Raw genomic sequence first — 24,134 nt, 5'->3', positions numbered from 1 at the left:
CCGCGATCCCGCCGCAGAGCACCGCCGCGGCGGCCAGCGCCGCCGCGGGTCGGGCACCGAGCCGGTGCGGAAGGCCGGTGATGCCGGTGCGGGCGTCGTCGTCGAGGTCCGGCAACACGTTGGTCAGATGGATCGCGGCGCCCAGGGCGGCACCGGCGAACCAGGCCCAGGGGGCGGCAAGCTCCGGATCGGGCGCTGCCAGGGTCGCGAAGGACGGGAACAGTCCGAAGGCGAGCAGGAACGGGGCCAGCGAGAACACGGTGGCCTTGAGTCCGGCGTTGTAGACCCAGGACGCCGCCAGGAACACCGCATGCGCGCCGAGCAGCCCGAGCCCCAGCGGGGTGGAGAGCGCCAGCGCCAGCACCAGAGCACCGATCGCGGCGATCCAGGCGCTGCGGACGCTGAGATCGCCGCGCGCGATCGGCTTGTCGCGGCGCCCGACGGCGCGGTCCCGCTCGGCGTCGAAGGCGTCGTTGGAGATGCCCACCGAGAGCTGACCCAGGAACACCGTGAACCCCAGCAGTGCGATCCGCTCCACTCCGAGTCCGGCCGAGACCGCGAGCGCTGCGGTGAGAACCGTCACCACGACGGTGGGTCCGGGATGAGAGGATCCCCATAGGCCTCGAGTCACGCTCAGGATCGTCATCACGCCAGTCTCTCACCTCGATATCCCACCCCGGAGGACCTATGAACAGCACCCAGCGCGCAGCTTCGATGGCCACACTGCTCGGTGTCGCCGGGACCATGCATTTCCTTCGGCCGGCGCCCTTCGACGCCATCGTGCCGCCCCAGCTGGGCAACCGACGTCGGATCACCTACGCCAGCGGTGCGGCCGAGCTGGGCTGCGCGGCCCTGCTGGCGGTCCCGGCGACCCGGCGAGTGGGCGGAGCATGCACCGCGGCGCTGATGCTCGCCGTCTACCCGGCGAACCTCTATTCGGTGAAGAGGTACTGGCACCGGCCCACGGTGCGCAACATCGCGCTCGCGCGGCTCCCGCTCCAGCTGCCTCTCATCCTCGCCGGCTGGCGGATCGCCCGGGGCGGGTAGGACTCCACGGGCCTGTGGTTCGACAGAGCCCGGGGTCCCGTGTTTACCGTGAAGGAACCGGCCTGTCGGGCCCGCCGGCGGCGTATAGATCCTGCCGGCACGCGAGAGCGGACGTTCGCGCCTCCGCGCAAGGCCCGCTGGCCACCGCAAGTGAAGGAGCAACAGATGCGCCACGACGAATTTCTCAAGACCGTCACCGAGAAGGGCGGCCCCTCGGATCGCGAGCAGGCCAGCCAGTTGGTCAACGTGGTGCTGGGGGATCTCGGCAAGCGGCTCAAGGGTGGCGAGGCGAGCAACCTCGCCGCCCAGCTGCCCCAGGAGCTCAAGGCACCGCTGACCGACAACGCCGGAACTGAGACGCTCGACGACGTGGATGAGTTCCTGCGTCGCGTCGCCGGCAAGCTTGAGCAGGGTGTCGGCACCGAGGATGCACTTGCCCAGGTCAAGGCCGTGTTCTCCACCCTGGCGGACTCGGTCTCCGAAAGTGAGATCAAGGACCTGCGCTCCCAGCTGCCCACAGGCTTCGCGCCGCTCTTCGCCTAGAGTGTGCTCACCCGCCCGCTGCACGGGCATGTCCCGCTGGGCCACCGGCCCAGCGGGTGGGTGGCCTCATGATGAGGTCCTTGCCGCCAACAGCTAAGGAGCACCTGAGGCTGTGCCTGAATCCGCGAAACCCTTCCATATCAGGCTGCTCGCCGACCCGGGCCTGCCCACGCGACGCGTGAACTCCATCCAGGAAGATTTCGCCGCGGAAGCACGCAAGCTCCTCAACGGCGAGGTCACCGTCTCCTCGGACACCCGGATGCTGCGCATCCGCCCCGACGCCACCCTGGACATCGACGCGGTGCGCGAGATGGAAGAAGATCACGCCGAGGCCGACGCGGTCATCATGCTCACCGAGATCCCCCGCCACTCCACGGGGCATCCGCTGATCTCCGAGATCTTCCCCGATCACAACGTCGCGATCGTGTCCTGCCCGACTCTGGGTGCCTGGGCGACGAAGAGTCGCATCCGCAAGGTCTTCACCGGTTCGCTGCTGCGCCTGCTCCCCTCCGGAGCCGGCCGGGATCCGGAAGAGTATGACCAGCGCTGGAGCCAGTGGAAGTCCACCGAGCGCGGGGAGGGCCTGGGCCTGTTCGCCCACACCATCACGGGTGGTCCGCGGACCGTGGCCGGCATGGTGCTGGGCAACGATCCGCTGCGCGCCGTCCCGAAGCTCACCAGCGCCTTGGGTGCAGGTGCGGCCACCGGCGCCTTCGGCATCTTCTACAGCTCGATCTGGCAGATGGCCGACGCGCTGAGCACCACACGGCTGGTCCTGGTCGGCCTCGCCGCGGTGGTCACCATGATCTTCTGGCTGGTCGTCCGCGAGGGACTCTGGGACCGGACGAAGCACCGCAGCCTCGCCACCGTGGTCACGCTCTACAACGGATCCACCGCGATCACCCTGTTGGTCTGCATCCTGCTGCTCTACCTGCTGCTGGTGGGCGTGATCTTCCTGGCCGGGCTGGTGATCATCGACGCCGAATACCTCGCGACCGTGATCGGCGGCGAGGTCAGCCTGCTCAACTACCTGAACATCGCCTGGTTCAGCGCGGTCATGGGCGTCTTCGCCGGTGCCATCGGATCCAGCTTCGACTCCGGGGCGGACCTGCGTCGACTGACCCACGGACAGCGCGAACGTCAGCGCGAGTACACGGAGAGTGCATGAGCCACCAGCAGACTCTGGAACAGATCCTGACCTCGATCGACGGCCGGGGGTACTCGTCCTATAAGCAGCTCAGCGGGCGCCATCCCCTGGGCAGGTTCGCCCTGAACGTGGACAAGGTCCAGGTGGACCCGTTCGCTCCGCCCTCGCTGATGCGGATCAGCCTGTCCCGCGAGGACGCCGGGCTGCCGGGGGACCTGCTCGATGATCGGCTCGGCCGGATCGCCGCCAGCGACTTCCTGACCCGCGCCTTCGCCGAGGCGGTGACCGCCGACGCCGCTGCGGGCTCCGGCTCCGCGGCGAGCATCAGCATCGGCCGCCCCGGGCAGCAGGTGCTCGAGCGCACCAGCGTGGTCATCACCGAGGACCTGATCACCGCCCGGCTCTCCGTGGCGCTGCCCGCGGCCGGACGCCGAGCCCTGGGGGTCAAGGCCGCCCGACTGCTCACCGAGACCCTGCCCCGCGTGGCCGAGGCCTCGCTGCTGCACACCAGCCTGGACCAGGAGGCGCTGCGCTCCCACGTCACCCTGCTGCGCGACCAGGAGGATCTGCGCACCCAGCTCACCGCGGCGAAGCTGGTCTGCTTCGCCGCCGACGGGTCCGTGCTGCCCCGCCAGGCCGGGGACTCCGATCTGCCGCTCGGCGTGGAGGCCGTGGAGTTCCACAGCCCCGAGTCGCTGCGTCGCAGCTTCTCCCTGCCCAGCGGCCGGCAGGTCACCGGGATGGGCGTGCCCGAAGGGGTCACCGTCATCGTGGGCGGCGGCTATCACGGCAAGTCCACGCTGCTGCGCGCCATCGAACGTGGGGTCTACCCGCATATCGCCGGGGACGGCCGCGAATGGGTCATCACCCGGGACTCTGCGGCCTCGATCCGGGCCGAGGACAGCCGCAGCGCCGCCGGCGTCGACATCTCCGCCTTCATCTCCGGGCTGCCCTCCGGGGCGGACACGCGCAGCTTCTCCAGCACCAACGCTTCCGGCTCCACCTCTCAGGCCACCAACCTGGTCGAGGCCGTGGAAGCCGGCGCCTGCGCCCTGCTGATCGACGAGGACACCTCGGCGACGAACTTCATGATCCGCGATGACCGGATGCGTCGGCTGGTCCCGGCAGAACGTGAGCCGATCACCCCGTTCGTGGACCGGGTCCGCCCGCTGTTCACCGAGCGCGGGGTCTCCACGGTGCTGGTGGCCGGTGGGTCCGGGGCCTTCTTCGAGGTCGCCGACCAGGTCATCGCCCTGCAGGACTACCGGTTGCGCGAGGTCACCGCCGAGGCGCACCGGATCGCCGCAGACCACCAGACCCAGACGCGGCCCGCGGGCCTGGAGCCGGGTGTCTTCACCGCAGACCCGGCGCGGGTGCCGCGCCGCGCCTCGCTGCATCCGGGGAAGAAGACCAAGCCCGCGCGCAGCCGCGGGCACCGGATGATCCAATATGGCCGCGAGGACATCGACCTCACCGCCGTGGCGCAGCTGGTGGACCCGGCACAGACCGAGGCGCTGGCCAAGGCGCTGGACCGGCTCGCGGAGCAGGCCGACGACGCCCGGGACATCCCCGCACTGGTCGCCGAACTCGTGGAACGCCTCGACGTCGAGGGTCTGGACGGCCTCTCCCCGCACCGGGGGCACCCCGGTCACCTGGCCCGTCCGCGGACCCAGGAGATCCACGCCGCGATCAACCGGTATCGCGGCCTGACCCTGCACTGAGCCAGCAGCGACCCAGCACTGAGCCGGCACCGAGCCGGCACCGAGTCGCAGCCAAGCCGCTGGGCTACGCTGAGATCCGATCGGGCATCAGGGCAGGTGCTGATCTCGACGCGATCCCAGGGAGCGCAATGGCCATCACCATGCGGCGGTTCACCGCTGATGCGGGAAGTTCCAAGGTGGCCTCCCTCGATGCCACGCCGACTGCAGACCCCGCCTCGGTGCTGCTCTGGGTGGACCTCACCGGGGAAGACCTGCCAGATTTCGGAGAAACCGCCGCCGCACTGGGGTTGAGGACCGCCCAGCTCGAGTTCCTCCGCGGGGACCGCAGTCGCCTTCCCATTCCCGCCGCCTCGGCGGAATCGGTGGCCGCCGTGCTGCACCGGGTCTCCACCACCGCCTCTGAGTCGACTCAGGACACCAGGTTCCGCTTCTCGGAGCTGCGTCTCCTCGCCGTGGACGGGCTGGTGGTGACCGTCCAGGCCGTGGAGACGGAGCAGGACACCCTGGACCTGCAGGCGCTGCTGGAGTCTGCTCGATCCTCGCACTCGAGGAGCTCGGTGAGCTCCTCGGAGGCCGTCGCGAGCCTGGTCGGTGCGGTGCTGCGCGAGTATCCGGCAGCGTTGGATGAACTCGAGAACGCGATCGAGACGATGGAGGGCATCCTGTTTCAGGAGGCCCGGCTCGACGCGGTGCTCTCCCATCGGATCTATCAGCTGCTGCAGAAGGTGCACCGCTTCGATTGGGCGCTGCGTCCTCTGGAGTCGGTGGCCACCGACCGCGCCGCAGCGGCCGCCGAGTCCGACGCCGCCGGGGAGGCCTCCTCCAGCTGGGCAGATCTGATCATGCGGACCCGAAGGATGCGCGACCGGGTGGAGCTGCAGCGGTCGCACCTGGAGAACGCCGTCGGGCTGCACTCGACGCTGTTGACCATCGAGCAGAACGATGCCACGCGCCGGCTGGCCGACGCCTCCTACGCCCAGGGGGAGCAGAGCAAGAAGATCTCGGGCTGGGCGGCCATCCTGTTCGCCCCGACGCTGATCGCCTCGATCTATGGGATGAACTTCCGGCATATGCCCGAACTGACCTGGTTCTGGGGCTACCCGTTGGCGGTGGCGCTGATGGTCGGACTCAGCCTGACGCTGTGGACGGTGTTCAAGCGGCGACACTGGCTCTGAGCCGCCGCAGACCTGCTGCGAGCACCAGCCCCCAGAGCAGCAGCATCGGATACCAGAGCAGCGCCTGGCCCAGCCGCGCCGTCGGGTCCTGCAGGTCCAGCCCGGGCCACAGCAGCAGCCCGGCGTTGACGAGCAGACCCGCCGCGCCGTAGACGATCAGCCCGGCGGCGACCAGCCGGGAGAGGTTCCAGCAGCGCTCCTCGCGGGAAGCCGGCCGGCGTCGGACAGGGCTCAACCCTTCGGAGGACGCAGTGCGAGATCGCACCCGACGGGAAGTCAGCCGGCGGGAAGTCAGCTGGTGGGCCGCCACGATCGGAACCACCGCTGCGCCGGTCTTGCCCAGCGCGATACCCAACAGGGCCAGGCCGGTCAGCCCCGGCATTTCGGCGCGCAGGTCGATCAGCCACTGCCCGATGCTCCCCAGCAGCGCGTCCCCGCCCGCGGCCCAGTAGTAGCTCGGCGCCGCGTTGAGCAGGCCGAGCAGGCCTGCGCACCAGATCAGCGCCGTCGGGTGCTTCATCGGACCGATTGGGCCCGGGTGGATTCTGCGACGCTGAGCAGCGATTCGGCGGCGCGGCGCGCCTTGAGCGCCATCGCGGAGTCTCCGGTGATCGCAGCCGTGGTCTGGGCTCCCTCGGCGAGCAGCATCAGCTGATCTCCCAGCTCCTCGGAGAACCCTGCCTCGGTCGCGAGCTGCTCCATGAAGCGCCGGAACTCGCGCTTGTGGTCTGCGGCCTTGGTGGCCACGGCGGGAGATTCGGTGGCCAGCTCGCCGAAGGCGTTGATGAAGACGCAGCCGCGGAAGGAGTCGGAGCGGAACCACCCGGCGAGATAGTCATAGATCGCCAGGAGCCGGGCGCGGGGGGTGCCCTCCTGGGCCACGGCGGCTGCGATCTCATCGGCCCACATCGTGTGGCGGTAGTCCAGCACGGCGAGCACGATGGACTCCTTGGACGGGAACACCGTGTAGAGCCGCTTCAGCGAGACTCCGGCGTGCTGGCGCAGCGCGTCCATACCCACGGCGCGGAAGCCGTGGGCGTAATAGAGCTCATCTGCCGCCTCGATGATGCGCTGGCGCAGCGGATCGGCAGACTGTTGCAGCTGTGCGTCCCCCTGACGCGCCATCACGGCCCTTTCCTAGAGTTTCAATATCGCTGTGTTTCGACTCCACCGTGTCCCGGTGTCACCGCATCTTCGGCGGTTCAGAGTCTCGCGCACCTTCACGTTTCCGCGGTCTTCATGGTGCCGTCATCCCAGTGTACTTGCAAGAGAACGACGGTTCTCCTAGGCTGAGGACAACGGAGAACGAACGTTCTCCGACTCTCAAGGAGGGACTGACATGTCTCACGTCACCGTCGGAACCGAGAACAGCACAGACATCTCGCTCTACTACGAGGACCACGGCGCGGGTCAGCCCGTCGTGCTCATCCACGGCTACCCCTTGGACGGCTCATCATGGGAGAAGCAGACCTCCGCGCTGCTCGACGCCGGCTACCGCGTCATCACCTATGACCGTCGCGGGTTCGGGAAGTCCTCCCGCCCCACTGCTGGACACGACTACACCACCTACGCCGCCGACCTCAACGCCCTCATGGAATCCCTGGACCTGCGCGACGCCGTGCTGGTCGGGTTCTCCATGGGCACCGGCGAGGTCGCCCGCTACCTGGCCAACCACGGCTCCGACCGGGTGAGCAAGGCCGTCTTCCTCGGCTCGCTCCAGCCCTTCCTGCTGCAGACTGAGGACAACCCCACCGGTGTGCCGCAGGAGGTGTTCGACGGGCTCTTCGAGGCCGTCACCAGCGATCGCTACGCCTTCTTCACCGCGTTCTTCGACGACTTCTTCAACACCAAGGACAACCTGGGCAGCCGGCTCAGTGAGGAGGCCCTGGCGGCGCACAAGAGCCTTGCCTACGCCGCCTCCCCGCATGCCTCGGTCTGGGCCCAGCCGACCTGGCTCACCGACTTCCGTGAGGACGTCGCCGCCGTCGGCCGCTCCGGCGTCCCAGCGCTGATCGTCCATGGCACCGCGGACAACATCCTGCCGATCGATTCCACCGGCCGGGTCTTCCACAAGGCGCTGCCGTCCGCGGAGTACCACGAGATCGACGACGCCCCCCATGCCATGCTCTGGACCCACGCCCAGGAGGTCAACGAGCACCTGCTGACCTTCCTGCGCTCCTGATCCCTGGACTCGAAGAGATCACCCCAGAGCAGAAACCCCTCGGCGCGACCCTCGACTGAGGCGTCCAGGAACCATCCGGACACAGCCGCAAGACTGACGCTGGACCCACCAATTCAAGGAGAATCACTATGCCTACACGCACAGCACGCACCGCCTGGAACGGATCACTCGAAGAGGGCTCCGGCGAAGTCGAGCTCAGCAGCTCCAAGATCGGCACCTACGGGGTGTCCTTCCCGAAGCGCGCGGCCGACGACGCCAACGGCAGCACCAGCCCGGAGGAGCTCATCGCGGCAGCGCACTCCTCCTGCTTCGCCATGCAGCTCTCCGCCGAGCTCACCAACGCCGGCGGCACCGTCGAGACCCTCGACGTCCGCGCGGACGTCTCCATGGGCCCAGACCAGTCGGGCGGCTTCAAGCTGACTGGGATCAAGGTCACGGTCAACGGCAAGGTCAGCGGCATCGACGAGGACACCTTCGTGAAGTCCGCCGAGGCCGCCAAGACCGGCTGCCCGGTCAGCAAGGCGCTCACCGGGGTCGAGATCACCCTGGACGCCACCCTCGAGAGCTGATCCTCACGGGCCCACGCGGGTCCACCACACTGCTGCAGGGTCGCGGCGCGCATCTCATGCTCGCCGCGGCCCTGCGCCGTGTCCCCCTCTTTCTACTTCCCCTAAGGAACCACGTTTCATGACCACAACGATCACAGCACTCCAGGCCGACAGCGCCGAGTCCAGCTTCACGACCCGCACGCTCGAGCGCCGCAGCCTGGCCACCGACGATGTCCGGATCGCCATCCGCTACGCCGGCATCTGCCACTCCGACATCCATCAGGTCCGCGATGAGTGGGGCGGCACCTCCTTCCCGATCACCCCGGGTCACGAGATCGTCGGCGACGTCCTCGAGGTCGGTGCCGATGTCTCGAAGTTCAAGGTCGGCGACACCGTCGGCGTCGGCTGCTTCGTGGACTCCTGCATGGAGTGCGAGGCCTGCAAGGACGGCGAGGAGCAGTTCTGCAGCCAGGGCGTCGTCGGCACCTATAACGGCCAGGACAAGAACGGGGAGAACACCCACGGCGGCTACAGCCAGCAGATCGTGGTGCGCGATCACTTCGTGCTCAGCGTTCCCGAGAGCCTGGACCCCGCAGCGGCCACCCCGCTGCTCTGCGCCGGCATCACCACCTACGCGCCGCTCAAGCGCTATGGCGCCGGCCCCGGCGTCAAGGTCGGTGTCATCGGCATGGGCGGACTCGGCCACGTCGCGGTGAAGATCGCCGCCGCCATGGGTGCCGAGGTCACCGTGCTCAGCCGCACCGACAGCAAGAAGGAAGACGGTCTGGCCTTCGGCGCCACCGCCTACCGCGCCACCGAAGACGGCTCGGCGTTCAAGGACCTCGCCGGCAGCTTCGACCTGATCATCAACACGGTCGGCGCCTCGGTCAGCCTGGACTCCTTCCTCGGCCTGCTGGGCCGCGGCGGAACCATGGTCAACGTCGGGGCACCGAGCGAGGAGCAGTCCTTCCAGATGTTCTCGCTGCTCGCCATGCGCCGCAACTACGCCGGCTCCATGGTCGGCGGGCTGCCCGAGACCCAGGAGATGCTGGACTTCTGCGCCGAGCACGGCATCACCTCCACCATCGAGCTGATCAACGCTGACCAGGTGGATGAGTACTACGAGAAGGTCGTCTCCGGTGACGTGCGCTACCGCGCCGTCATCGACATCGCGTCCCTGGACAAGGCCGACGCCGCCGCCTGAACGCGCCGGGCGCTTCCGGGAACCCCGCAGCGCCCCTCACGATGAACGCCCCGCCCCGCCAGGAGCTCCTCGAGCTCCGCGCGGCGGGGCGTTCGTCGTCGGGAGGACTCACTTGGCCGAGCGGCCCCCGCGCACGCTCTGCACGCAGCACCCGTAGGCTTAGGAGCACTCGTTGACCCCGGGGACGAAGGAATCGTTGTGAGATCACCCGCCCAGACACCGTCCACGCGCGAGACCACGGGAGCCGACGTCGCAGCCGCCTCCGCCGAAGACGTCGCCTCGGCCTACGCGCTTGAGCACCAGGAGGTGCTGCGCCGCCTGGAGGTTGACCCCGAACAGGGACTCAGCTCCGAGGCAGCCGCGGCGAGCCTGGAACAGCACGGCCCGAACCGGCTTCCGGACCCGGCTCAGGACCACCCCTTCATCCGGTTCATCAAGCACTTCAACGACGTGTTGATCTACGTGCTCATCGGCGCCGCCGGACTCACCGCGCTGCTGCAGCACTGGGCCGACACCATCGTGATCCTGCTGGTGGTCGTGATCAACGCGGTCGTGGGCTTCCTGCAGGAGGGCCGCGCCGAACGCGCCCTGGAGGGCATCCGGAACATGCTCTCGCCCAGCGCAGATGTCCGTCGCGAGGGGTCCTGGGCCACGGTGGACGCCGAGCTGGTCGTTCCCGGAGACATCGTCCGGCTGCGGACCGGGGACAAGGTCCCCGCCGATGTCCGCCTCATCGACACCGCCGAGCTGGCCATCGAGGAATCGGCGCTCACCGGTGAATCCGTCCCGTCGGAGAAGACCACCGAGACCAGCGAGCAGGGCGCTCCCCTGGGTGACCGCACCTCAATGGCGTTCTCCGGCACCATGCTGACCTCGGGGACCGCGACCGGCGTCGTCGTCGGCACCGGCGAGAACACCGAGATCGGGCGCATCAACACGATGATGTCCGAGGTCGAGACCTTGGAGACTCCGCTGACCCGGCAGATCGCCCGATTCGGCAAGATGCTCTCCCTGGGCGTGCTGGTGCTGACGCTGCTGCTGGTGGGTCTGGGCTGGGGCCTGCACGGCACCCCGATCGCCGAGCTGCTCCAGGCCGCCGCCGGGTTCGCCGTGGCCGCGATCCCGGAGGGCCTGCCGGCGCTGATCACCATCACCCTGGCGCTCGGCGTGCAGACCATGGCCAGGCGCAACGCGATCACCCGCAAGCTCTCCGCCGTGCAGACCCTGGGCAGCGTGACCACCATCTGTTCAGACAAGACCGGCACGCTGACCAAGAACGAGATGACTGCCGAGCGCCTCGTCCTCGCCGATGAGACCTTCGAGGTCTCCGGCACCGGCTATATCCCGGAGGGCGAGGTCACCCTCGACGGGCAGCGGGTCACCCTGGAGCATTCTGGCCTGCGCCGCTTCGTGGAGATCATGAGCCTGACCAATGACACCGAGCTGATTCGCAACGAGGCCGGCAGCTGGACCATCGCCGGGGAGCCCACCGAGGGCGCGCTGAAATCCCTGGCGGGCAAGCTCGCCTTCGACGGCGACTCCGCCTCACGACTGGCCACGCTGCCGTTCAGCTCCGAGAACAAGCTCATGGCCACCACGGCGGCGCTGCCTGAGGGCGAGGTCTTCGTGCTGGTCAAGGGCGCCCCGGACCGGCTGCTGGCCCGCTCCAGCACCCAGCTCACCGCGCAGGGCCAGACCGCTGCGCTCGACGCCGAGGCATGGAACGAACACATCGACGCCCTCTCTGCGGATGGTCTGCGCGTCCTGGCCGCCGCCTGCCGCCCCGCCCAAGCTCAGGATCGCGAGTCCCTGAGCATGGAATCCCTCGGTGAGGAGCTGATCTTCGTCGGCGTGGTCGGGATCGTGGATCCGCCCAGGCAGGAGGCCATCGATGCGATCAAGGTCTGCCACGACGCCGGAATCCAGGTGAAGATGATCACCGGGGACCATGCCGGCACCGCCACCGCGATCGCGCTGCAGATGGGCATCGACAACGGTCAGGGCGCCATCTCCGGCGCTGAGCTGGAGGCCACCGATGACGAGGAGCTGCGGACGCTGGCCCAGCGCCACCACGTGTTCGCCCGCACCTCCCCGGAGCACAAGCTGCGACTGGTCCGCGCCCTGCAGGCCGAGGGTGAAGTGGTGGCGATGACCGGCGACGGCGTCAACGACGCCCCCGCGCTGCGCCGGGCCGACGTCGGCGTCGCCATGGGCCTCAAGGGCACCGAGGTCACCAAGGACGCCGCCGAGGTGGTGCTCGCCGATGACAACTTCACCACCATCGAGGCAGCGGTGGAGGAGGGCCGCCGGATCTATGACAATCTGCGCAAGGCGCTGGTCTTCCTGCTGCCCACCAACGGCGCCCAGGCCACGGTGGTGCTCTTCGCTGTGGCCTTCGGCTGGACCCTGCCGCTGACCCCGCTTCAGGTGCTCTGGGTCAACATGGTCACCGGTGTCACGCTGGCCTTCGCGTTCGCCTTCGAGCCCGCCGAGGACGGCATCATGCGGCGCAGGCCCCGCGACCCAGACGCCGGAATCGTGGAGACCCGCCACGTGGTGCAGATCGCGGTGGTCTCGCTGCTGATCGCCGCGGTGACGATCATCGTGTTCCGCTGGCGCATCGACGCCGGCGACGATCTCGAGGTGGCCCGCACCCTGGCCACGACGGTGCTGGTGGTCTGTCAGGTCTTCTACCTCTTCAGCGTGAAGTCCCTGGAGAAGTTCAGCCTGCGCCCCTCGGTCTTGTTCAAGAACAAGCTCGCCTGGCTGATGGTCGCGGCGCTGACCCTCTTGCAGGTCGGGTTCATCTACCTGCCCTGGCTGCACACGATCTTCGACACCGCGGTGCTGGACCCGTTCTACCTGCTGATCACGCTCAGTTCAGGGGTGCTGGTGCTGGTGCTCACCGAGCTGCTGAAGCTGGCACTCTACGCAGGCCGCGCCTCGAATCCTCACACCGCGCCACGCCGCTAGGCAGCTAGACAGCTAGACAGCTAGACAGCTAGGCACGACGCTGGCAACCCACCCCTGCCACCTCACAGAAGGAGCCACCCCTTGCCGACCGCCGTCACGCTCATCAGGTCGCCCTCGCTCGCGGGGTCCGTGGAGTACGCCTATGCGGCCACCGCCCCCGCCGATGCGCGGCTGATCTTCCTGGCCGGGGCGTGCCCGCTGGACCGGGAGGGCGCCACCGTGGGGGCCGGCGACTACGCCGCCCAGGCGGAGCAGTGTGTGGCGAACCTGCGCACCGCGTTGGACGAGGCCGGGGCTGGGCTCCACGACGTGGTGAGCACCCGGGTCCTGGTCGCCTCGACCCGCCAGGCGGACCTGGTCACCGCCTGGCGCGTGGTGCGCGAGGCCTTCGGTGACCACGATTCGCCCAGCACGCTGCTCGGAGTGACGGTGCTCGGCTACGATGCACAGCTCGTGGAGATCGAGGCCGTGGCCGCGGTCCGGGACTGAGCGCACAGCTCAGCCGATCATTCCTCGCGACCGGCGTGCTTTTCGACAGGTCATGCTTCTCAGCGGGGCATCCGTTCAGGGGATGACGCGATCCGCGCGGTACCGAGCGAAGAGATCCTTGAACGCCTGCTCGGTGCGGCGGTGGGAGCGGAATCCGGCGTCTCGGCTCTTGCCCATATCCGTGACGACCTCCATGTCCCGGCCCAGGTCGGCGTCGGTGTGCCACCAGGAGGCGAGCCGGCTGATGTTGGATTCCACGAGTCCGTGCTTCTCGGCGATGCCCGGCCATGCCGCCTCATGCGGGGCCATCTGCTGCTCCAGCGGACGCGGCGCCTCGGCGTAGCCGACGACGCGCTCGTCGGGCACGCCGAGATCTGCGGCGAGCCGGGGCCACATCCAGCGCCAGCGGAACACATCGCCGTTGACGATGTTGAATGCCTCATCGGATCCGTTGGGATCGGTGGACGCCCAGATCATCTGTTCGGCGAGCAGCCCGGCATCGGTCATATCGGTCAGCCCGTTCCACTGCTGCTCACTGCCCGGGAAGACGAAGTCGAGGTCGAGCTCCTTGGCCAGCGTGGCCTGCACGGCGATGGTCAGGCCCATGTTCATGGCGTTGCCCACGGCGTGGCCGATGATCGTGTGTGCACGGTGCACCGAGAAGTGGAACCCCTGCTTGGACGCAGCGGCGAAGAGCTCGTCCTCCTGCGCGTAATAGAAGTTGGGGGTCTCCAGGCGCGGCTCCTCCTCGTGGAAGGGCGTATCTGGAGTCTCTCCGGCGGCGTAGGCCTCGAAGGGGCCCAGGTAGTGCTTGAGCCCGGTCACCAGCGCCACGTGCTGCAGCGGGGCGTGCGTCAGGGCGGCCAGCAGATCGCGCAGCATGCCGCCGTTGACCGTGATGTTCTCGGCCTCGGAGTCCTGCTTCTGCCAGGCAGTGAAGAACACGTGGGTGGGGCGCTCTGCGGCCAGCGCGCTGCGCAGGCTCTCGGGGTCACGAAGATCGGCGGCGACACCGCGGATGCCCGGGGCTGAGGAGGCGCTGCGCGAGAGCGCGATGACCTCCCAGTCTTCATCGATGAGCTGGCGGGCGATCGCCGAGCCGGTGATCCCAGAGGCGCCGACGATCAGCGCGGTCCTGGGTGCGGGGGTTTCTGCGGGGGAAGTCATGTTCGGTGGAAGCGGGATAGCTCCGGGGAAATTCCCCTGGACCTGGCAGGGAGAGCCGAGACACATCAGCCCACCTCTTGTTTCCATGCAGGAAACTCGCCAGTGTTTCTCTCATGGAAACACAGCGATCAACACCGACCCCGGAGGAGGCCCGCCGCGCCCTGGACGCGGCCGAGCAGGAGGAACAGGCCACCATCAACCGGCCGGTTCCTGCCTGGTACTTCCCGAGCCTCGCCGGGCTGATCCTGGCACTCTTCAGCCTCAATGCGCTGGGCGACCTGAACCCGACGCTGCGCATCCTCCAGGCTGCCGTGATCGTGCTGCTCGCGGTCGGAATCGGAGCGCTCGTGGGAAGGTTCAGCTTCCACCAGCCGGGGTACCGGGGCACCTCTGTGCCGTGGGTCAAGGTCTGCGCGGCAGGCTTGGTGGCAGGAGCCCTGCCGGTCGCTGCGATCCTGTTGGATGACGTCCTGGGCTCCTGGGTCTGGCTCGCCGGCGGCATCATCCTCGCCGCGGGACTCCTCGCCATCGGCATCCCGTATCAGCGGCGGCATCGTGGCGCCTGAGCCGACCTTCGACGCGCTGATCCACGCCCCGCATCGATTGCGGATCTGCGCGATGCTCTCCCAGGCCTCGGGCATCGAGTTCGGCGAGATCCAAGAGCGCACCGGACTCTCGAAATCGGCGCTGAGCAAGCATCTGAGTCAGCTCACCGACGCCGGATACCTCAGCGAAGAGTCCTTCGTCTTCCAGGGTCGATCCCGGTTGATGCTCGCCCTGACCCCTGCCGGGCGTGAGGCGTATCTTGCGCACAAGGAGGCACTCAAGGCGCTTCTGGAGGATCACCGCTGACGGTCCCGGCGCCGACTCATTCGATGCTGACCTGCCGCTGAGAGCGAAACACTGTTGTCCCGGCCCCGGTCTCCGCGTTGGATCGACCCATGGGGCGGATCTTGATTCTCGGCGGCACCGGGGGCTTGAAGATGGGCGGCTGCGCGGGCCCCTGCGACCACGACGATCAGGACTCAGCCTCGACGAGGAGGCCGAGCTGCTGCGCCGGCGCCGGGGTGAACCGGCCTTCGGCGCCCCATGGCGATCCGATCTGAAGCCAGGACCTAAGCTCCGGACAGCGGTGACTCCCACCTCGCTCATGAGCCTAGAATCAATCTGTGACCGACCCTTCCGCGCAGAGCCCGTCCGTGATCGTGGTGATGCCTGCCCATGATGAGGCCGGAACCATCGAGGCCGCACTCACCGCGGTGCGAGCCTCAGCACTCCATGCCGGCATATGGCTTCGATTGATCGTCGTGGCTGACGCGTGCACCGACGAGACGGCGAGGCTCGCGCGCTCAGCAGGGGCCGAGGTGGTCGTGATCGAGGCCAACAACGTCGGTGCCGCACGCGCCGCCGGGTTCGATCACGCGCTGAGCCGACCGGCAGACTCCCGTGACTCACCGACGACCACCGATGCCTCGACACCTGCAGGTGAGCCGTGGCTCGCCACCACCGACGCCGACAGCCAGGTTCCGCTCGACTGGTTCTCCCGGCAGGCCGAGCATCGGGACCGCGGCGCCGACGTCGTGCTCGGTACGGTGATCCTGGCTCCGGTCCTCGGAACAGACCCGGTGGGCCGCGCCTGGGCGGCTGACTACGCACAGCAGATCACCGGCAGTCGGCACAGCCACATCCATGGCGCGAATCTGGCATTCACCGCACAGGCCTATCGTGCGGTGAACGGGTTCAGCAGCCTGGCCGATGATGAGGATGTCGATCTGGTGACCAGGCTGCGCCGCAGTGACGCCGTGCTCGTCACGGCCACCGATATGCCGGTGATGACCTCCCGGCGCACCACCGGCCGCGCTCCGCGCGGATTCGCTCAGACCCTGGGAGCCCTGCACGCATGACCGATCTTCTGCACGAAGTGCACGAGCAGCTTCACACGCCCCTTCCCGAGCTGCCCGGGCGTGGTGAGACGCAGGCGCGCTGGCGCCGGCTGGCCGGAATCACCGCGCAGAACACCGTGGTGGGCCGGCTCTATGAGGCCCACGCCGACGCGGTCGCGATCGGCACAGACCTCGGCTACCCCGAGCTGGTCTCCGCCGGTGAGCTCTGGGGCGTCTGGGCCGCAGAGCCGCCGATGCCGGTGCTCACCGCAACGCGCAGCGGCGCGGGCTGGACCCTGAGCGGCACCAAACCCTGGTGCTCGGGGGCCTCGTTGTGCAGCCACGCGCTGGTCACCGCGACCGTCTTGCCCGACTCCCCGGGGGCAGCGGCGCAGAAGCTGCTCTTCGCGGTGAACCTCTCCTCCCCCGGCGTCACCCCGGTGCCCGAGACCTGGCATGCGGTCGGGATGGCGGCCAGCGACTCGGGCTGGGTGTCCTTCGAGCAGGTGCCCGCCACCGCGCTGGGCACCCATGCGGACTACCTGGAACGTTCCGGCTTCTGGCACGGCGGCATCGGAGTGGCCGCCTGCTGGTACGGCGCGGCGCGCGCCGTCGCAGCACCCCTGCTCAGCCGGGCCGCCGCACCCAAGGCCTCGTCGCTGCTGCGAGCCCACGCCGGGGCTGCGGCCGCCGGGCTCACCGCCGGCTGGGCGCTGCTGAGCAGCACCGCCCGCGCCGTGGACGACGATCCGCACAACCTTGCTCTGGCCAAGGCACAGGCCTTCGCGGTGCGCACCTACATCGACCGGCTGGCCGCCGAGATCATCGACCGCAGCGGGCGCGCCCTCGGACCGGGCCCGCTCGCCTCGGACGCGATCCATGCCCAGCGAGTCGCCGATCTCAGCGTCTACATCCGCCAGTGCCACGCCGAGACCGACGAAGCGGCACTGCCAGCGGTCCTGGCCGAGCACGGGCTCGGCTGGGACCAGCTGATCGGGGACGGCCATGACACCTGGTGAGACCGCGGCGACCTTCCACGGCGCCCAGACCCCACGCAACACCCGCGGCGCCCTGGATCGCTACGATGCCGGCGTCCCAGAATGGGGCATCGGCGAGGTAGACCCTGCAGGGCGCTGGATCCCGCACAACCTGCCCGGGCTGCTGGTGGTCGCTCCGCACCCCGATGACGAGATCCTCGGCGCCGCGGCGCTGATCGCGGCAGGTCTGCGCAGCGGCTCCCCGGTGCAGATCCTGGCCGCCAGCGACGGCACCGGGTCGCATCCACCTCAGGTCATACCCCCAGAACGGCTCGCCGAGATCCGCACCACCGAGTCCGAGTCCGCCTTGGAGGAGCTGCGCGGACTCACTCCGGGCCCGCGCGGCGCGGGAAGCCTGCAGCGCCAGCGGCTGCACCTGCCCGACGGCGCGCTCGCCGACCACCGGGCCCCGCTCACTGCGGCGATCGGTGCCGCGCTGAGGCAGATGCCCGGCGGCACCGTCCTGGCGGCTCCGCTCTCTCGCGACGGACACCCCGATCACGACGCCTGTGGCGAGGCTGCCGCCTCCGCAGCGGCGCAGCACAACGCACCTCTGGTGCAGTATCCGGTGTGGCTCTGGATGCACAGCACGCCGCCAGGACTGCACCCCGCGCAGGACTCGGAGCCGATGACCGGATCGAGCCCGGCGGAGCCAGAGATCTCCTGGTCCGCGGCGCGCTCCATCCCGATCGACGCCGAGCTGACCCAGGCCCGGGGCCGCGCCGTCGCCGCCTTCGTGTCCCAGCTGGGGACCGAGCACGGCACCCCGGCAGACCGAAACCCCGGAGAGCCGGTGCTCACCGCGAGCATGCTTCAGACCGTGCTGCGGGATCGCCAGATCGTGTTTCCGGGAACGCCGCTGGACTTCGAAGGCCTGCACGCCCAGGATTCAGACCCCTGGGGAGTGACCAGCCGCTGGTACGAGCAGCGCAAATACGCGCTGACCATGGCGGTGCTCCCGAGAGCTCGCTACCGCCGCGCCTTCGAACCAGGGTGCTCCATCGGTGGGATCACCGAGCTGCTCGCACAGCGCTGTGACGAGGTCCTGGCCACCGACATCTCTGGCGCAGCGCTGCACACGGCGGCGCAGCGGGTCGGGGCCGAGAATGTGACATTCCAGCAGTCCAGCATCGAGGACTGGCCCGCCGGGGCGATCGACCTGATCCTGCTCAGCGAGCTGGCCTACTACCTCAACGACGCCCAGTGGGCGGCCGTCCGGGGGCGCGCGGCGAAGACCTTGGAACCCGGCGGGCATCTGGTGTCGGTGCACTGGCGACACCCCGATGCGCAGGCGTTCCGTTCAGCGCAGCAGATCCGGGCAGACCTGCGGGCCGTGCCCGGATGGATCCTGCATGGCAGCTATGAGGATCGCGACATGCTGATCGATATCCTCGGTCCAGCCACCCCGAGCGTGGCGCAGACCGAGTTCCTGCACTGAGCTCAGGACTGGTGGGCCGTCCGAGTCCCGGACTGAAGCTCTGCCGCTGCGCGGTCCGGGCGGCGGAGCTCCACGGCTGCCACCCAGATTCCGGCGATGATCAGCACCGGCACGGAGAGCACCACGGCGGCCAGGAAGAAGGCGTTGAACGTCTGGACCAGCATGGTCTCCATGGCAGGCTCCTCAAAGTGGCGTGGCAGGGCACCGCCGCCCTGGAATCTGACTCAGGTGGCGCTGTAGAGGCTGCGATTGAAGTGGAGGCGTCGGGAGGAGAACTCGGTGCCGAGCATGCGCTCGATGTTCGAGATCACGCCGTTCGAGACCGTCTCCATCAGATCCGAGGGATCAGAATCGGCCTTGATCGTGCAGTTCAGGTGGAAGACCAGGTCGGCGTCGTCGCCGGAGATCTCGACGATCGCGGATTCCACGTGCGGGTGCGCCATCAGCCCGGCGGAGGCCGCCTTGGCCATCTGGTCATAGCGCGTGCAGCGCAGTCGGCGGGCCGCCTCGGGGGCCGCGGTGCCGCGCGTCCGCTCCCGGAGGGGCTGCGGAGCCGTGTGTGCCGGCGGGACCATGCTGCCGGGGACTCGTTGTGCACTCATCTGATCTCTCCATGCCCTGTGGCGGCTGCCCCGTGTTGAAGTCACGCACGTTCGTCTTCATCGACCTTACAGTTAGAAAGTACAACTATTAGGGCTTCTAACGCAATGTGAGTCACCGTGGTGTTAGCCCCTGTCGAAATCCGGGTGCGCGCGGGCTCGAGATCTGTAGGGTGGGGAAGACCCCCAGACCCGAGAGGTTCGCTCCATGACGCCATACATCCCAGCCGAGGTGCGCAGCACTCCCGTCAAGCAGGTCTCTACACCCGTCGCCGCCGTGGACGCCTGCGTCACCGGGACGAAGGCAGCCTTCACCACCGGCCGCACCCGCTCGCTGGACTGGCGTCGTGATCAGCTGCAGGGCATCCTGCGGCTGCTGGAGGAGCAGGCACCGGCGATTCATGCGGCCATGGCGGCGGACCTGGGGAAGAACGACGTCGACGCTCACCTCACCGAGGTCCTCTCGGTGAAGTCCGAGGTCAAGCAGACCCTGAAGCACCTTGAACGCTGGACTCGGAATCGCAGCACCTCGGTCCCGTTCCTCGTGGGCAGTGCTCGGGCGCATGTTCAGCGCCAGCCGCTGGGCACGGTGCTGATCATCGGGCCCTGGAACTACCCGTTCCACCTGCTCCTGATGCCGCTGATCGGTGCACTGGCGGCGGGAAACTCCGTGGTGCTCAAGCCCAGTGAGCTGGCACCGGCAGTCTCGGCGACCGTGGCGGAGCTGATTCCGCAGTACCTCGACGCCGAGGCCGTGCAGGTGGTGGAGGGCGGAGTCGAGGAGACCACCCGACTGCTGGAGCACCCCTTCGACCACATCTTCTACACCGGCAACGGCACGGTGGCCGCGATCGTCATGGCCGCCGCGGCCAAGCACCTGACCCCGGTGACGCTGGAGCTCGGCGGCAAGTCCCCGGTCTGGATCGATTCCTCAGCCGATCTCACCGCCGCTGCCGAGTCGCTGGTGTGGGGCAAATTCAGCAACTGCGGCCAGACCTGCGTCGCCCCGGACTACCTGCTGACCACCCTCGAGCTCGCCGAGCCGCTGGCTCAGGAGATCGCCCGGGTCACCCGCCGCGCCTTCGGCCCGGAGCCGGCCAGCGCCGAGAACTACGGGCGGATCATCAATGAGCGCCATGCCCAGCGCCTCGCCGGGCTGCTGGACTCCGGCCGAGCGGTCATCGGCGGCACCGCGAAGGTCTCTGACCGTTACGTCGCACCCACGGTGCTGCTCGACGTCGAGCCCGACTCCGCGGTGATGCAGGAGGAGATCTTCGGTCCTATCCTGCCGATCCTCACGGTGACCGATCACCAGGGGGCCATCGAGTTCATCAATGCGCGACCGAAGCCGCTGGCGCTCTACGCCTTCACCGAGCGGGAAGAGGTGCGCGAGGACTTTCTCGCGCAGACCTCATCCGGTGGCATCACCTTCAACACCGTGTTGACGCAGCTTGCGGTGTCCACCCTGCCCTTTGGTGGAGTCGGCGCCAGCGGCACGGGCCGGTATCACGGGGAGTACAGCGTGGCGACCTTCAGCCACGAGCGCGGGGTGCTGCGCAAGCTGCCTGGCTTCGACCCGACCCGGCTGGCGAAGGCCCCGATCTCCTGGGGCATGCGCAAGATCCTGCTCAAGGGCTGAGGCCGAGGCCCATCACGCGGCGCCGGCGACCCGCCGTCGACCTCGCGCACCGAGGGTTCAGGCGTGGCGGTAGGTCGGCAGCACCGCGTTGGAAGGCACGATGACCTTGCCCAGCGGCATCAGCGAGACCGGGATCAGCTTCAGGTTCGCGATGCCCAGCGGGATCCCGATGATGCTGATGAACATCGGGATCGCGGTGAGCACGTGACCGATCGCGATCCAGATCCCTGCCACCAGGACCCAGATCACGTTGCCGATCGTGGTGAACGCTCCCGCACCTCGAGGGCTGCGGTCCACGATCGTGCGGCCGAAGGGCCACAGCGCGTAGACCCCGATCCGGAAGGACGCGATGCCGAAGGGGATCGTGATGATCAGCAGACAGCAGACGATCCCGGCGAGGAAGTAGCCCAGGGCAAGCCACAGGCCGCCGAAGAGAAGCCAGATGACATTGAGAATCGTGGAGATCATAGAGTTCATCTCTCTATTCAATAGCATCCGGCGTAACACTCAGAAGGGCAGCTGGACTGGTCTTCTCAAGATCTCGAGGAGCAGCACTGAGTCAGGCGCGAGGATTCTTGCGCCCGCGCAGCACAGCCGTCGCGATCGCGGCGAGCAGTCCTGCCACGACGATGCCCCCGACCACGACCGCCCAGACCGGCAGACCGGAATCCTGCTGCGTGTCAGCAGCGGTGTCGCCTGCGGCCGGCTCGTCCGCCTCATCAGGACCAGCGGTGCTGGAGTCGGTGGCGGAGTCGACGTCGTCGTCCTCTGCCGGCTCAGCAGATTCGGTCTCAGACTCCGCTTCGGACTCCTCCGGAGCTGAAGCCTCAGTGGTGGATTCCGGAGTGGGCTCCGGGGTGGGCTCCGGCTCAGATTCAGCCACTTCGAAGCCGAACGACTGCTCCTCAGCGTGCCCATCGGCGTAGACCACCCGATAGGCCACGGTGTAGTCCCCGCCGGGAAGCTCTTCAGAGAGCTCGGTGGACATGGTCGCGCCCTCGATCTCGGTCTCACCCTCCCAGTTCTCACCGCCCTCATCCGTGACCACGATGACATTGGCGATGGAGTCCCCGGTGGTCAGGCCGCCGCCGGAGAACTCCAGAGTGATCTCTTCGGGGCTCTCCTGAAGCACCGCGTCTGCCTCCGGGGAGGAGGCGATGAGTGAATCGTGGGCCCAGGCGGGAGCCGCCATAGTGGTGACCGCCAGGCCGAGGGCGGCCGTTGCGGAGAGCGCGGTGATCCGACCGGCGCGCTGGCGACCGGTCGTGGAGTTGCGGGCTTTGGGTGCGCAGGATGACATAAGTTCGATGCTTTCCGTCGTGAGGTGACTGGTCCCCAGCGTCGTGCCATAGGAACCACAGGGTGGTCTCAGCTCACGAGGACCGGCGGACCGCGCAGGGTCTGCGCGCCGCCACCGAGCCAGAGTTCCTGCAGGATGACGGTGGAGAAGGAGTCGTGCGCGCAGATGGCGCGGGGCCCGGTCTGCGAGATCGGGCGCAGGAACAGCAGAAGGATCGGTCGCAGCAGCAGAAGGTCGCTGAGTGCCTGCAGGATCAGCTCGCCGCGGCGGAACACCACAAAGGTGAAGAGTGCCGCCAGGGCGTGGGCGAGGAGCATCGGCGCGTCGGACAGCACCTGGGCGGCCGTGCTGGACGGCGCCACCGCGGCGATGGTGAGGCTGTGATCATGCGCCGCATGTCCAGCCTGGGCTGCAGCCTCTGTTGCGGCCTCTGTTGCGGGGCCGCTGGGTCCGGCGGGGCCATCGGAAGCGCTGGCGGCCGGCAAGAGGGCGAAGAGCCCGTGGAGCACCGCCTGGCTGAACACGACGGCGGCACCGAGCCTGACTCCGCTCAGCCGGACCGCCACGAGGGAGGCGCAGACGGGCAGGCTCACCGCGAGCGCCAGGGCCAATACGATCCAGTGCGGCATGTGATGCCCGGCGGCGGTGTGGGAGACCGCTGCGGAGCCGATGGCCAGCGCGGCGGCCAGCAGGCCTCGAATCAGCCGCGCGGCGCCGGTCACCCGGCGCGGCGACGGGTCGAAGTCCGCGGCATTGACCACAGAAGACCCCTTCCCTCGGCTGATGCGGGCGAGTCTACTACAGGGCGTAGAAGAAGCGTGGGGGTGGGCGGATGCTGTGGGAGCGACTTCTCAAGGGGCGCAGGCACGCTCGGCTCGAGCCCTGATCGTCATCGCCGTGCTCGTGGGGCATCGCGTGTGCAATCTGTGCAGGTTTTTCGCCGGAATTCGCGCGTCCCGGCGGTCAAATTGCACAATCGATGGGCGAGAGCGTCCTGCGTGGTCTCATAATGACGCTATGACGAGCAGACCACCGACCCCGGCCACCCGCGACTCGCGGGCGAGCCAAACCCTCCGCGTGGCGGCGTGGGCGGGATTCGTCGTCCTGGGGACGGCCGGAGCCTGGTTCGGCTCTCTCGCCCTGCTCCCCTGGGAGCTGGGCTACATCCAAGACCCTGCTGCCGGGGTGGAGCAGGGCCCACCGATGCCGTGGCAGTTCCTCGTCTGCGGGATCCTGCTCCTGGGAATCGCGGTGGTGACCTCCTGGAACCGGTGCTGGCCCACGGTGCTGCTGTTGCCGGCGTCGCTGACTCTGGCCTGGTCCGTGACGGTCAGCGGGAGTGACGAGAGCGGTCTTTGGTGGGTGGGAGCGGCATACATGGCGCTAGGCAGCCTCGTGGGGACACTGGTCGTCCTAGGCGTCACGCGATTTGCCCGGCCCGAGCACGCGCTGCCGAGATCATCGTTCCGCGGCGGCACCAGCGTGTCGCAGAGTGGCTAGCCCGGCCTGCAGCACAATGACGCCATGACCACCACTCCGCCGGTCGGATCTGCCGAAACCGACCGCTCCTCCACGAGGCGCCACGTCCTGGCCTGGTCCCTCTTCGTGATCCTGGGTTCCGCCGGCGCCTGGTTCGGCTGGATGGCATGGGACCAGGAGTATCAGGTGGACCCGGTGACCGGCATGGAGCACGGGCCCTATGAGGCCTGGCAGGTGATCGGCTGTGGAATCACCCTGCTGCTGATCGCCCTATGGACCTCGCGCAGCCGCTGGTGGCTCACCGTGCTGCTGCTGCCGCCGTCGTTCACCGTGGCGTGGAGCCTGACCGCCGCGGCCGAGGACAGCACCGGGCTCTGGCTCGTCGGGGCCATGCTCGTGGGCATCGGCAGCACCCTGGGAACCGTGGTGGTCCTGGGGATCACCCGGCTCACGCAGGTGATCTGGAGGCAGCGCAGAAGTGCTGCGGCGCAGCCCGAGCCGCTGCCTCCGCCGCGTCTCTGATCACCCGCCGGCATCGAGTGTGCAATCTGTGCAGGTTTTTC

General features: G+C 68.5%; 27 protein-coding genes. 18 read left to right on the top strand and 9 right to left on the bottom strand.

The genetic code is table 11. The annotated features are described in order from the left end of the window. Positions 1-646 (bottom strand): UbiA family prenyltransferase (locus BG28_RS11730; RefSeq protein WP_084479690.1); only part of this gene is annotated, 646 nt, incomplete at its 3' end. Positions 647-687: 41 nt separating this feature from the next. On the opposite strand from BG28_RS11730, the gene BG28_RS11725 reads away from it, so the two are divergent. The 5 genes from BG28_RS11725 to BG28_RS14535 all read left to right on the top strand — a co-directional run bounded on the left by BG28_RS11725 (position 688) and on the right by BG28_RS14535 (position 5,633). After that, positions 688-1,047, top strand: a complete 360-nt coding sequence (locus BG28_RS11725; RefSeq protein WP_036477069.1) for a membrane protein — start codon at positions 688-690, stop codon at positions 1,045-1,047. Between the two features lie 165 nt (positions 1,048-1,212). Then, positions 1,213-1,590 (top strand): DUF2267 domain-containing protein, encoded by a 378-nt coding sequence (locus BG28_RS11720; protein WP_036477066.1) that lies wholly within the window; start codon positions 1,213-1,215, stop codon positions 1,588-1,590. A gap of 112 nt (positions 1,591-1,702) precedes the next feature. Further along, the gene (locus tag BG28_RS11715) at positions 1,703-2,758 is read left to right on the top strand and encodes a hypothetical protein (protein WP_036477063.1); all 1,056 of its coding nucleotides are present in this window, start codon (positions 1,703-1,705) and stop codon (positions 2,756-2,758) included. Further along, positions 2,755-4,458 (top strand): ABC-ATPase domain-containing protein, encoded by a 1,704-nt coding sequence (locus BG28_RS11710; RefSeq protein ID WP_036477061.1) that lies wholly within the window; start codon positions 2,755-2,757, stop codon positions 4,456-4,458. The genes BG28_RS11715 and BG28_RS11710 overlap by 4 nt, the downstream gene beginning before the upstream one ends. A 128-nt stretch (positions 4,459-4,586) precedes the next feature. Then, a complete protein-coding gene (locus tag BG28_RS14535) occupies positions 4,587-5,633 on the top strand; it encodes a CorA family divalent cation transporter (protein ID WP_051501385.1) in 1,047 nt (348 codons plus the stop codon). Here BG28_RS14535 and BG28_RS14530 read toward each other — a convergent pair. After that, entirely contained in the window at positions 5,611-6,153 is a 543-nt protein-coding gene (locus BG28_RS14530; protein ID WP_051501384.1) for a DUF3995 domain-containing protein, read from the bottom strand. The two genes, BG28_RS14535 and BG28_RS14530, sit on opposite strands and share 23 nt — an antisense overlap. Further along, complete coding sequence (locus BG28_RS11695) at positions 6,150-6,758, bottom strand: TetR/AcrR family transcriptional regulator (RefSeq protein ID WP_051501383.1); 609 nt, start codon at positions 6,756-6,758, stop codon at positions 6,150-6,152. Before BG28_RS11695 ends, BG28_RS14530 begins: the two co-directional genes overlap by 4 nt. A 214-nt stretch (positions 6,759-6,972) precedes the next feature. Here BG28_RS11695 and BG28_RS11690 point away from each other — a divergent pair, with 214 nt between their 5' ends. The 5 genes from BG28_RS11690 to BG28_RS11670 all read left to right on the top strand — a co-directional run bounded on the left by BG28_RS11690 (position 6,973) and on the right by BG28_RS11670 (position 13,029). Beyond that, a complete protein-coding gene (locus tag BG28_RS11690) occupies positions 6,973-7,815 on the top strand; it encodes an alpha/beta fold hydrolase (protein WP_036477058.1) in 843 nt (280 codons plus the stop codon). Positions 7,816-7,943: 128 nt separating this feature from the next. Beyond that, positions 7,944-8,384 (top strand): OsmC family peroxiredoxin, encoded by a 441-nt coding sequence (locus tag BG28_RS11685; RefSeq protein ID WP_036477054.1) that lies wholly within the window; start codon positions 7,944-7,946, stop codon positions 8,382-8,384. A gap of 118 nt (positions 8,385-8,502) precedes the next feature. After that, positions 8,503-9,567 carry an NAD(P)-dependent alcohol dehydrogenase gene (locus BG28_RS11680; protein WP_036477046.1) on the top strand — a complete coding sequence of 355 codons (1,065 nt, stop codon included), beginning with the start codon at positions 8,503-8,505 and terminating at the stop codon, positions 9,565-9,567. A gap of 198 nt (positions 9,568-9,765) precedes the next feature. Beyond that, a complete protein-coding gene (locus BG28_RS11675) occupies positions 9,766-12,540 on the top strand; it encodes an HAD-IC family P-type ATPase (RefSeq protein WP_084479688.1) in 2,775 nt (924 codons plus the stop codon). 81 nt (positions 12,541-12,621) lie between these two features. Next, entirely contained in the window at positions 12,622-13,029 is a 408-nt protein-coding gene (locus BG28_RS11670; protein WP_036477044.1) for a RidA family protein, read from the top strand. Positions 13,030-13,104: 75 nt separating this feature from the next. On the opposite strand, the gene BG28_RS11665 is transcribed toward BG28_RS11670, so the two are convergent. Next, complete coding sequence (locus tag BG28_RS11665; protein ID WP_036477041.1) at positions 13,105-14,196, bottom strand: SDR family oxidoreductase; 1,092 nt, start codon at positions 14,194-14,196, stop codon at positions 13,105-13,107. Positions 14,197-14,309: 113 nt separating this feature from the next. Between BG28_RS11665 and BG28_RS11660 the strand changes: the two genes are divergently transcribed. From BG28_RS11660 to BG28_RS11640, 5 genes are all read left to right on the top strand, one after another. Further along, positions 14,310-14,762 carry a hypothetical protein gene (locus BG28_RS11660; protein WP_036477039.1) on the top strand — a complete coding sequence of 151 codons (453 nt, stop codon included), beginning with the start codon at positions 14,310-14,312 and terminating at the stop codon, positions 14,760-14,762. Then, positions 14,752-15,048 (top strand): transcriptional regulator, encoded by a 297-nt coding sequence (locus BG28_RS11655; protein ID WP_200869334.1) that lies wholly within the window; start codon positions 14,752-14,754, stop codon positions 15,046-15,048. Before BG28_RS11660 ends, BG28_RS11655 begins: the two co-directional genes overlap by 11 nt. Positions 15,049-15,365: 317 nt before the next feature. Then, the gene (locus BG28_RS11650; protein ID WP_036477037.1) at positions 15,366-16,100 is read left to right on the top strand and encodes a glycosyltransferase family 2 protein; all 735 of its coding nucleotides are present in this window, start codon (positions 15,366-15,368) and stop codon (positions 16,098-16,100) included. Then, the gene (locus BG28_RS11645) at positions 16,097-17,098 is read left to right on the top strand and encodes an acyl-CoA dehydrogenase family protein (RefSeq protein WP_051501382.1); all 1,002 of its coding nucleotides are present in this window, start codon (positions 16,097-16,099) and stop codon (positions 17,096-17,098) included. The genes BG28_RS11650 and BG28_RS11645 overlap by 4 nt, the downstream gene beginning before the upstream one ends. Then, positions 17,085-18,554, top strand: a complete 1,470-nt coding sequence (locus BG28_RS11640; protein WP_036477035.1) for a bifunctional PIG-L family deacetylase/class I SAM-dependent methyltransferase — start codon at positions 17,085-17,087, stop codon at positions 18,552-18,554. Before BG28_RS11645 ends, BG28_RS11640 begins: the two co-directional genes overlap by 14 nt. Positions 18,555-18,556: 2 nt before the next feature. Here BG28_RS11640 and BG28_RS15715 read toward each other — a convergent pair whose 3' ends face one another. Then, a complete protein-coding gene (locus BG28_RS15715; RefSeq protein WP_161634837.1) occupies positions 18,557-18,727 on the bottom strand; it encodes a hypothetical protein in 171 nt (56 codons plus the stop codon). A gap of 51 nt (positions 18,728-18,778) precedes the next feature. After that, complete coding sequence (locus BG28_RS11635) at positions 18,779-19,156, bottom strand: hypothetical protein (RefSeq protein ID WP_133725848.1); 378 nt, start codon at positions 19,154-19,156, stop codon at positions 18,779-18,781. A gap of 205 nt (positions 19,157-19,361) precedes the next feature. Between BG28_RS11635 and BG28_RS11630 the strand changes: the two genes are divergently transcribed. Next, positions 19,362-20,792, top strand: a complete 1,431-nt coding sequence (locus BG28_RS11630; protein ID WP_051501381.1) for an aldehyde dehydrogenase family protein — start codon at positions 19,362-19,364, stop codon at positions 20,790-20,792. Positions 20,793-20,849: 57 nt separating this feature from the next. Here BG28_RS11630 and BG28_RS11625 read toward each other — a convergent pair whose 3' ends face one another. The 3 genes from BG28_RS11625 to BG28_RS11615 all read right to left on the bottom strand — a co-directional run bounded on the left by BG28_RS11625 (position 20,850) and on the right by BG28_RS11615 (position 22,853). After that, positions 20,850-21,257, bottom strand: a complete 408-nt coding sequence (locus BG28_RS11625; protein ID WP_036477075.1) for a YccF domain-containing protein — start codon at positions 21,255-21,257, stop codon at positions 20,850-20,852. A 94-nt stretch (positions 21,258-21,351) separates the two neighbouring features. Continuing rightward, a complete protein-coding gene (locus BG28_RS14525; RefSeq protein ID WP_051501380.1) occupies positions 21,352-22,092 on the bottom strand; it encodes a copper resistance CopC family protein in 741 nt (246 codons plus the stop codon). Between the two features lie 68 nt (positions 22,093-22,160). After that, a complete protein-coding gene (locus BG28_RS11615; RefSeq protein WP_036477029.1) occupies positions 22,161-22,853 on the bottom strand; it encodes a hypothetical protein in 693 nt (230 codons plus the stop codon). 256 nt (positions 22,854-23,109) lie between these two features. On the opposite strand from BG28_RS11615, the gene BG28_RS14520 reads away from it, so the two are divergent. Both BG28_RS14520 and BG28_RS11600 read left to right on the top strand, forming a co-directional pair. Further along, complete coding sequence (locus BG28_RS14520; protein ID WP_051501379.1) at positions 23,110-23,592, top strand: hypothetical protein; 483 nt, start codon at positions 23,110-23,112, stop codon at positions 23,590-23,592. Positions 23,593-23,616: 24 nt separating this feature from the next. After that, on the top strand, positions 23,617-24,093 hold the full coding sequence (locus BG28_RS11600; protein ID WP_051501378.1) for a hypothetical protein: 477 nt from the start codon (positions 23,617-23,619) through the stop codon (positions 24,091-24,093). The last annotated feature ends 41 nt before the right edge of the window (positions 24,094-24,134 follow it).

The organism is Nesterenkonia sp. AN1 (genome assembly GCF_000582475.1).
Lineage (GTDB): Bacteria > Actinomycetota > Actinomycetes > Actinomycetales > Micrococcaceae > Nesterenkonia > Nesterenkonia aurantiaca.
The sequence above is the reverse complement of the archived record's forward strand: the minus strand, read 5'-3'. Positions and strand labels throughout refer to the sequence as shown.

What these genes read in the sequence shown, in the direction of transcription:
- BG28_RS15715 (WP_161634837.1), bottom strand. Translation starts at nt 18,727, where the DNA reads ATGGAGACCATGCTGGTCCAGACGTTCAACGCCTTCTTCCTGGCCGCC.
- BG28_RS11640 (WP_036477035.1), top strand. Translation starts at nt 17,085, where the DNA reads ATGACACCTGGTGAGACCGCGGCGACCTTCCACGGCGCCCAGACCCCA.
- BG28_RS11660 (WP_036477039.1), top strand. Translation starts at nt 14,310, where the DNA reads ATGGAAACACAGCGATCAACACCGACCCCGGAGGAGGCCCGCCGCGCC.
- BG28_RS11635 (WP_133725848.1), bottom strand. Translation starts at nt 19,156, where the DNA reads ATGAGTGCACAACGAGTCCCCGGCAGCATGGTCCCGCCGGCACACACG.
- BG28_RS11695 (WP_051501383.1), bottom strand. Translation starts at nt 6,758, where the DNA reads ATGGCGCGTCAGGGGGACGCACAGCTGCAACAGTCTGCCGATCCGCTG.
- BG28_RS11725 (WP_036477069.1), top strand. Translation starts at nt 688, where the DNA reads ATGAACAGCACCCAGCGCGCAGCTTCGATGGCCACACTGCTCGGTGTC.
- BG28_RS11690 (WP_036477058.1), top strand. Translation starts at nt 6,973, where the DNA reads ATGTCTCACGTCACCGTCGGAACCGAGAACAGCACAGACATCTCGCTC.
- BG28_RS11665 (WP_036477041.1), bottom strand. Translation starts at nt 14,196, where the DNA reads ATGACTTCCCCCGCAGAAACCCCCGCACCCAGGACCGCGCTGATCGTC.
- BG28_RS14520 (WP_051501379.1), top strand. Translation starts at nt 23,110, where the DNA reads ATGACGAGCAGACCACCGACCCCGGCCACCCGCGACTCGCGGGCGAGC.
- BG28_RS14525 (WP_051501380.1), bottom strand. Translation starts at nt 22,092, where the DNA reads ATGTCATCCTGCGCACCCAAAGCCCGCAACTCCACGACCGGTCGCCAG.
- BG28_RS11720 (WP_036477066.1), top strand. Translation starts at nt 1,213, where the DNA reads ATGCGCCACGACGAATTTCTCAAGACCGTCACCGAGAAGGGCGGCCCC.
- BG28_RS11630 (WP_051501381.1), top strand. Translation starts at nt 19,362, where the DNA reads ATGACGCCATACATCCCAGCCGAGGTGCGCAGCACTCCCGTCAAGCAG.
- BG28_RS14535 (WP_051501385.1), top strand. Translation starts at nt 4,587, where the DNA reads ATGGCCATCACCATGCGGCGGTTCACCGCTGATGCGGGAAGTTCCAAG.
- BG28_RS11600 (WP_051501378.1), top strand. Translation starts at nt 23,617, where the DNA reads ATGACCACCACTCCGCCGGTCGGATCTGCCGAAACCGACCGCTCCTCC.
- BG28_RS11685 (WP_036477054.1), top strand. Translation starts at nt 7,944, where the DNA reads ATGCCTACACGCACAGCACGCACCGCCTGGAACGGATCACTCGAAGAG.
- BG28_RS11645 (WP_051501382.1), top strand. Translation starts at nt 16,097, where the DNA reads ATGACCGATCTTCTGCACGAAGTGCACGAGCAGCTTCACACGCCCCTT.
- BG28_RS14530 (WP_051501384.1), bottom strand. Translation starts at nt 6,153, where the DNA reads ATGAAGCACCCGACGGCGCTGATCTGGTGCGCAGGCCTGCTCGGCCTG.
- BG28_RS11710 (WP_036477061.1), top strand. Translation starts at nt 2,755, where the DNA reads ATGAGCCACCAGCAGACTCTGGAACAGATCCTGACCTCGATCGACGGC.
- BG28_RS11680 (WP_036477046.1), top strand. Translation starts at nt 8,503, where the DNA reads ATGACCACAACGATCACAGCACTCCAGGCCGACAGCGCCGAGTCCAGC.